This is a genomic window from Mesorhizobium sp. M1A.F.Ca.IN.020.06.1.1 (assembly GCF_004023265.1).
Classification (GTDB): domain Bacteria; phylum Pseudomonadota; class Alphaproteobacteria; order Rhizobiales; family Rhizobiaceae; genus Mesorhizobium.
The window spans coordinates 1-7,146 of sequence record NZ_RZSR01000232.1 but is presented as its reverse complement, the minus strand read 5'-3'; the positions used below and the strand labels follow the sequence as shown (position 1 = coordinate 7,146).

6 protein-coding genes, 1 tRNA gene and 1 pseudogene are annotated in these 7,146 nt (G+C 63.8%); 4 read left to right on the top strand and 4 right to left on the bottom strand.

The window, feature by feature from the left end; translation table 11 throughout:
* Positions 1-1,833 (bottom strand): diguanylate cyclase (locus EOA60_RS12805; RefSeq protein ID WP_128311431.1); only part of this gene is annotated, 1,833 nt, incomplete at its 3' end.
* Between the two features lie 121 nt (positions 1,834-1,954).
* Between EOA60_RS12805 and xseA the strand changes: the two genes are divergently transcribed.
* Positions 1,955-3,520: an exodeoxyribonuclease VII large subunit gene (gene xseA / locus EOA60_RS12800; protein WP_095801092.1), complete on the top strand. Its 1,566-nt coding sequence runs from the start codon at positions 1,955-1,957 to the stop codon at positions 3,518-3,520.
* 1 nt (position 3,521) lies between these two features.
* A complete protein-coding gene (locus EOA60_RS12795; RefSeq protein ID WP_127335802.1) occupies positions 3,522-4,640 on the top strand; it encodes a P1 family peptidase in 1,119 nt (372 codons plus the stop codon).
* A gap of 44 nt (positions 4,641-4,684) precedes the next feature.
* Here the strand turns inward: EOA60_RS12795 and EOA60_RS12790 are convergent, their stop codons facing one another.
* Positions 4,685-4,939, bottom strand: a complete 255-nt coding sequence (locus EOA60_RS12790; RefSeq protein ID WP_067327302.1) for a DUF768 domain-containing protein — start codon at positions 4,937-4,939, stop codon at positions 4,685-4,687.
* A gap of 484 nt (positions 4,940-5,423) precedes the next feature.
* Here EOA60_RS12790 and EOA60_RS12785 point away from each other — a divergent pair.
* Positions 5,424-5,697, top strand: a pseudogene (locus EOA60_RS12785) (ABC transporter ATP-binding protein); the annotation flags it as partial.
* Between the two features lie 112 nt (positions 5,698-5,809).
* Here EOA60_RS12785 and EOA60_RS12780 read toward each other — a convergent pair.
* Both EOA60_RS12780 and EOA60_RS12775 read right to left on the bottom strand, forming a co-directional pair.
* Positions 5,810-5,886, bottom strand: a tRNA-His gene (locus EOA60_RS12780).
* 342 nt (positions 5,887-6,228) lie between these two features.
* Entirely contained in the window at positions 6,229-6,687 is a 459-nt protein-coding gene (locus EOA60_RS12775) for a phasin (protein ID WP_066989279.1), read from the bottom strand.
* A 246-nt stretch (positions 6,688-6,933) separates the two neighbouring features.
* Here EOA60_RS12775 and EOA60_RS12770 point away from each other — a divergent pair.
* Positions 6,934-7,146, top strand: a 213-nt coding sequence (locus tag EOA60_RS12770; RefSeq protein ID WP_164899283.1) for a hypothetical protein, incomplete at its 3' end; no start/stop codon positions are given.

The window sequence follows — 7,146 nt, the reverse complement described above, 5'->3', positions numbered from 1 at the left end:
GTCCAGAAGCACGCTTTCGGTGATCTCGAACTGCAGGCGCTGCGGCGCCAGCCCGGTGTCGGCAAGGATCGACGCGACCTGTTCGGGAAAGCCGGCGTCGCGCAACTGCAGCGGCGATACGTTAACGGCGAGCCACGGCAGGTCGGTTCGCACGGCGAAACGGCAGGCCTCCTGCAGCACCCACGCGCCGAGTTGGCCGATCATGCCGCGCTCCTCGGCGATGGCGATGAATTGCGCCGCCGGCAATGCGCCATGCACATCATGCCCCCAGCGGATCAGCGCCTCCGCGCCGAGCATCGTCTTGCCGTTCGCCGCGAACACCGGCTGGTAGGCGAGCCCGATGCCGGTGCCGCCGTCGAGAGCCTTGCGAAGCTCGGTCTCGACTGTGCGCTTGCGCAAGAGCAGGTCGTCCATGTCGCCGGCGAAGACCTGGTGCCGGCCCCGGCCGTTCTTCTTGGCTTCGTAAAGCGCGATGTCGGCCTTGCGCAGCAGATCGTCGGCATCCGTTTCGACGCCGTCCGATAGCGCGATGCCGATCGAGGCGCTGACGAAGACCTGATCTTCCATGAGCTTGAACGGTTCCTGCAACTTCTGCAGCAGCCGCTCGGCGATATCCTCGGCGGCACGGATATCGCGGATGTCGACGAGGATCAGCGCGAACTCGTCGCCGCCCAGCCGCGCCACGGTGTCCACCTCGCGAACGGTGTGCTGGAGCCTGGCCGCTGTCTGACGCACAAGCTCATCGCCCGCCGGATGGCCGAGCGTGTCATTGATGTGCTTGAAGCGGTCGAGATCGAGGTAAAGCAGCGCCGCCCTTCCCATGTCGTGAACCGCGATATCCTGGCTGGCCTTGAGCAGGGCCCGCCGCAAGCGGTCCTCGAACAAAGCCCGGTTGGGCAGGCCGGTGAGCGTGTCGTGGAAAGCGAGATATTGCGCCTCGTCCTGGCTTGTCTGCAGCGCGGACGAGGCGCGGCGGAGCCTGCGCAGCAGAAACGCCAGAACGCCGGCCGCGACAAGCAGCGCCAAGACCAGCGCCGGGGCCATCTTGCGCACCAGCGTGAGACCTGGCCGTTCCTGGTCCCAGCCGACATAACCGAGGATGATACCGCGGGAATCGACCAGAGGCACCGCAGCGGCTCCGACCGATTGCGACAGCGGCACGAGACGCGCGCCGTCGAGCAGATATTTTTTGGCGATCTTGCCGATGACCGCGTCGTTGATGAACTCCACCGAAACGTGCAGATATTCGGTGCCGGGCGCCTGCGTGACCCGGTCCGTACTCGGCACCAGCGCCATGACGCTCAGGATCGCCGGTTTTCCCTGGAGCGACACAAGGTCCTCCGCGACCATCTTGGCCGGCTGGCCGGAAGCGTCCGCCTTCTGTGGCTCAGCCAGCATGCGGCGCAGCTTCTCGATGGATGGCTGCAAGGCAGGCTCGTCATCGCCATAGGCGGACGCATCGACCACCTTACCTTCCTGCATGGCATGGACCGGACGATTGGCGGCATCGAGAATGTAGACCCGGTTGTGACCGTAATAGGTATACATCCAGACGCTGAGGTTCTCCTCGATCCAGGTCCAATTGCCGGCCCTGACATTGGCGACCGCGTCGTCCCAGACCGCAACGCTTTCCTGCTCACGCTGAACAGACGCAATCTGGTCCTTCAAACCCTCGTCGATGAATATCTTCTGCCGTTCGAGCGAGGCGTTGTCAGCCTGAGCCGCCGCGTAGATGCCGAAGCCGACGACCATGGCCAGCGCGAAGACGGCCAACGTCAGCACGGTCAGCGTCACCTGATGCGTCAAAGGTCTGGTGTTGGCGGTTGCGCTCATGTGTTTCCGGCTGGCTCTTGCTACCGCCAGTCAAAGCAAATCGGGCTTAAGATCGCGTTATAATATGGCGAGATTTCAGCTCTGCCTTGACGCCGCCCGATAAGCGTTCCCCAATCAGAGCATGAGCGAAGCAGCAACCGAATCACGCAGCAATGCCACCGAATATACGGTGAGCGAGATTTCCGGCGCGTTGAAGCGCACGGTCGAGGATGCTTTCGGCAATGTGCGGGTGCGCGGCGAGATTTCCGGCTACCGCGGCCCGCATTCCTCCGGACACGCCTATTTCGCGCTGAAGGACGACCGTGCGCGGATCGAGGCCGTGGTCTGGAAGACCACGATGGCGCGGCTGAAATTCCGCCCGGAGGAAGGGATGGAAGTGATCGCCAGCGGCAGGCTGACGACCTATCCCGGAAAATCCAACTACCAGATCGTCATCGACAATCTGGAGCCGGCCGGCGCCGGCGCGCTGATGGCGCTGCTGGAAGAGCGCAAGCGGCGGCTGCAGGCCGAAGGCCTGTTCGATGCCGGCCGCAAGCGGCGGCTGCCATTCATGCCGCGCGTCATCGGCGTCATCACCTCGCCCACGGGCTCGGTGATCCGCGACATCATCCATCGCATCAAGGACCGTTTTCCGCTCACTGTGCTGGTGTGGCCGGTCCGGGTCCAGGGCGACACGACCGCAAAGGAAGTGACCGCAGCCGTCAACGGCTTCAACGCACTGACCTGGGACGGCGCAATCCGCCAGCCCGATCTCCTGATCGTGGCGCGCGGCGGCGGCAGCCTCGAGGACCTTTGGGGTTTCAACGACGAAGGGCTGGCGCGCGCCGTCGCCGCCTCGCGCATTCCGATCATCTCGGCCGTCGGACACGAGACCGATTGGACGTTGGTCGATTTCGTCGCCGACATGCGGGCGCCGACGCCGACGGGCGCCGCCGAGATGGCAGTGCCGGTCAAGGCGGAGCTCGAAGCGACACTGGCAAATCTCGGCGCGCGGCTTAGTGCCTGCACCTCGCGGCACCTGGATCGCAAGCGCCAGGCGGTGCGCGCCGCGGCGCGGGCTCTCCCCTCACCCGACCAGCTGCTGGCGTTGCCGCGCAGGCGCTTCGACGAAGCGACGAGCCGGCTCGGCCGCGGGCTGACGGTGAGCATCGAACGCAAGCGCGCAAGGCTGGAGCGGCAGCGGCTGACGCCGGCCACCTTGTCGCGCCGCCTCAATGAGACGCGCAGGCTGACAGGCCGCGACATCGCCCGCGCGCGGGCCGCGTTCTTCGCAGTCGTTCGGCAAAGCCGGGCGCGCTTTCAGCGCAACTCGGCAAGGCTGTCGCCGGCGCCGGTCGTCAGGCGCCAGAAGCTGCAGGCCGACACGCTGGCCGGACTGACCCGCCGCCAAGAGCAGGCGATGGCGCGGCGGCTTGACCGCCTGCGTGCCGCTCTTACCCAGGCCGACCGGCTGCTCACCACGCTGTCGCACAAGGCCGTGCTGGCGCGCGGCTTCGCGCTGGTCAAGGACGCCGATGGGACCGTCGTCAAGCGCGTCGCGGAGCTGGCGCCGGGTGCGGCGCTGCAGCTGGAGTTCGCCGACGGCAATGCAGAGGCCATCGCCACCAGCGGCGGCGCGCGGCCGAAGTTGGCCGCCAAGCCCTCGGGCAAGGCCAAGGAGCCGGGCAACCAGGGCTCGTTGTTCTGAAATGAGCAGGAGCGACCCGCATCTGCGCACGCCGTCGGGCAAGCCGCGCCTGCGCTCGTTCAACATCGCACTGGACGGCACGCCCGGCCGCTTCAACGCCATCACCGACGTGCCGGGCGTCGCGGTCGGCTATACGACGCTGATTGCCGGCGGGGGCCCGCTGCAAGTCGGGATAGGACCGGTGCGCACCGGCGTGACTGCGATCCTGCCGAGACCTGTCGGCGAACTGGCGACGCCGGTGTTTGCCGGCGTGTTCAGCCAGAACGGCAATGGCGAGCTGACCGGCACGCATATCATCGAGGAGACCGGCGCCTTCAACCTGCCGGTTACCATCACCAACACCCATTCCTGCGGCCTTACCCGCGACGGAACGCTGCGTTGGATGAGCCGGGTGCTGCCGGCGGCGCTCGACAGCGCCTGGGGCCTGCCGGTGGCGGCGGAGACCTATGACGGCTTCCTCAACGACATCAACGGCCACCATGTGAGCTTCGAGCATGTCGCCTCGGCGCTCGACGGCGCGACGGACGGCGCGATCGAGGAAGGAAGCGTCGGCGGCGGCACCGGCATGATCTCGTTCGGCTTCAAGGCCGGGTCAGGCACCGCCTCGCGCATCGTCGAATGGCAAGACAGAAGTTACACGCTCGGCGTGTTCGTGCAGGCGAATTTCGGCAAGCGGCGCAACTTCACCATTCGCGGCCGGCACGTCGGGCCGGAACTCACCGAGCCGGCGATCCGCGAAGGCACGCCGCGTGCCGAAAAGGGCTCGATCATCGCCGTCGTCGCTACGGATGCGCCACTCTTGCCGCACCAGATGAAGCGCCTCGCCAGGCGCGTGCCGCTCGGCATCGCCCTGGCCGGCGGCTACGGCTACCACAGCTCGGGCGATATCTTTCTTGCCTTTTCGACCGCCAATCGCGAGGCCGCGCTGGCGGCTTCAGGCCGCGTCGCCCGCGCGGAGTTCATTCCCGATGTCGATATCGACCCGTTCTTCGATGCTGTGGTGCAAGGGGTGGAGGAGGCGATCCTCAACGCGCTCGTCGCCAATGAGGACATGACCGGGCGCGACGGCAATTTCGTGCCGGCGCTGCCAAAGGCGTGGCTGAAGGACAATTTCGGCTAAGCCGGACGCCCGGCTGAGGTCAGACAAACCGCGCGCACGGTATCTTATTCGGACGGCTTGTCCGACGTCGTCTGTTGCTCGCTCTCCTCGGCGACTTCCTCAAGGCGCGAAGCGATCAGTTCCTGGATGTCGCCGACCTCTTCCTGGATGTCTTCCAGAAGGATGCCTTCCTCGGCGGCTTTGGCGCAGCACTCCTTGGCGAGAGTTTCGGCCTGCTCGTCGATCTTCACCGGCGAATGCTGGCATTGGACCTTTTCGCCAATCCATCCGCGCAAGAACTCGATCGCATGTTCACTCATACTGCTTTTCCCTAGCGGCAATGCCGGTTTGGTAGTCATGAACGCTCGCGTCCCGCCACGGGACGCAGGCCCATTCGAGCCGAGTCGGCCCCTTCCGGCAAGACGTCTTGCCAATGGGACAAGATGCCTTGCCCATGGGACAAGATGTCTTGCCCAGGGTCCGCGGAGCCGAAGGACTGGAAAGGTTCGAGGGACACGTTCAGATTGTTGAGGATGATGCTTTGGCCAGGACCGTCAAAGATCCGTTCTGTTGTTTTTACTTGCTTTCTTCCGGTTTTTCAGACCGATTTCCGTCACAACACCACGCATTTACGGCGATCTCGCAGGCGCAGCCAAGGTGCGAGAAACCGAAAGCCGCCGCTATATAGTGATATCCCCATACAATGTCGACTCTGATCGTCGTGCCTGCTTCTTTCCGCCGCGTCAGGCAGGTGGCGGACAGCCTTCGGGGAAAGGTCTCGGCACCCCTGCTGCGCATCTGGGCATGACGCTGCGCAATACTTGGCAGGTGGCGATGACCATCGCCTCGACTTTCGTTGCCGCGACGCTGCAGCTTCTCATTCCACATTCGTTGCGGCGCGCCATCGACCAGGCGCAGGGCGTGATGGTTGCGGGCGGCGGGACGGCTGCCGAACAGGCGCTTCCGAACACGGCCCTGACACTGCTTGCAGTCAGTGTCGTGCAGGTCTTTCACGATGGCGCAGAACGAGGCCGTCGGCCATCAGACCGGCTATGAGCTGCGCCTGGTCTTCTGCGAGGTGCGCGGGCTGCTCAGCCTGAGCTGCCCTTCGTCGCCCGGCGATGCTTCGTCACCCAATAGAGGAATGGGACGCGGCGGCCGGAAAACCGACGTGACCGCCAGGAAATCGATGGTACCGTTGGCTGGGCTCGAACCAGCGACCCCCAGATCCACAATCTGGTGCTCTAACCAACTGAGCTACAACGGCACATCCGCCTGAGCGCAATCCGAGGAGAAAATCATTCCCCGTGTCCGCTCCGTCGTCGGCGATGCGTCCAATACGGATTATCGGAGTCTAATTCAAGGCCTTTGATGAGGCAAAGATCCGATGAACGAACCCGCGCAGTCCTGATTGGGCAAAGAAAAGGCCGGCGGGAGGAGGTGCCGGCCTTTTCCTGTTACGAGCCAGCGGGAGGAGGAGCTGGCTGGTCACCCCGGAGAGCAAAGGGAGGAGGTTTCACACTCCGGGTATTCATCTCATCAATTCATCGCACATCTATTTGTCTGACGAAATGCGACGTTTTGATGCATCGTTGAGTTGCGCCTGAAATCAGGCCGCCTTGATGTCCTTGAACGCCTTCTCGAAAGCGGTTTTCACCGGCTTCGAGACGTCCTCGACAGCCTTGGAGGCGACGGCCTGAAAGTCCTTGGCCTGCTCGACGGCCATCTCAGCGCGCTTGCGCAGGAAGGCAGTCTGCAGCTCGACGACTTCCGACAGCGTCTTGGCGCCGACCAGGGCTTCAAGGTGCGAGAAGCTGGCCTCGGCATTGGCGCGAAGGATGGCAATGGTCTTCAGCGAGACATCGCCGGAAACGGTCTTGGCGGTCTCGTAGGTCGACTCCAGAACCTTCTGGGTCTCCTCGGCGCCGTTCTTCAGTTTGGTGTAGGCCTCTTTCGACTGCTCGACGCCCTTCTCGGCGAAGGCGCGGATCTGGTCGGTGGCTTTGGAAGCGTCAAAGCTCGGGAATTCAACGTTCTCGATGGTCTCGGTCTTGGCAGTCTTGGACATTTTCCAACCTTTCAAGGGCAGCGGCTTTGACGGAAAGCCGTCTCGTTCATGTATGATGGCAATATAAAGGCAAGTTTTGTGCATTGCAATATCTTTGTTGCACTGCACCATAAAAAATCGCCCCGCCATTAACCAAGAGCCCAGAGATTTCGGCCGATACACGGCATGGCTTGTGGACCTTGGTCCCGTACGCTTTTATTAACAAAGCGTTAACTCAAAAAGCCCGCCTGGAAGGTCTGCCAGCGCATGCCGCCTGAAAACTACTCCTTCCTCGACGTCGCCGTGCTCGACGCGGTGCGCCAGCGCTTCGCCGCCGGCGACGCGCTTGCCATACTGTCGGCCGATCTCGAGCAGGTGATCTGGGCCAACGGGCCAGGTGCCGCGGTATTCGGCTATCCGGAAATCGAAGCAATCATCGGCGCTTCCGCGCGGCTGCCGCTAATTGCCAGGCGGCAGATC

Excerpts from the sequence above, each read along its gene's own strand:
- xseA (WP_095801092.1), top strand. The coding sequence starts at position 1,955 with ATGAGCGAAGCAGCAACCGAATCACGCAGCAATGCCACCGAATATACG.
- EOA60_RS12795 (WP_127335802.1), top strand. The coding sequence starts at position 3,522 with ATGAGCAGGAGCGACCCGCATCTGCGCACGCCGTCGGGCAAGCCGCGC.
- EOA60_RS12790 (WP_067327302.1), bottom strand. The coding sequence starts at position 4,939 with ATGAGTGAACATGCGATCGAGTTCTTGCGCGGATGGATTGGCGAAAAG.
- EOA60_RS12775 (WP_066989279.1), bottom strand. The coding sequence starts at position 6,687 with ATGTCCAAGACTGCCAAGACCGAGACCATCGAGAACGTTGAATTCCCG.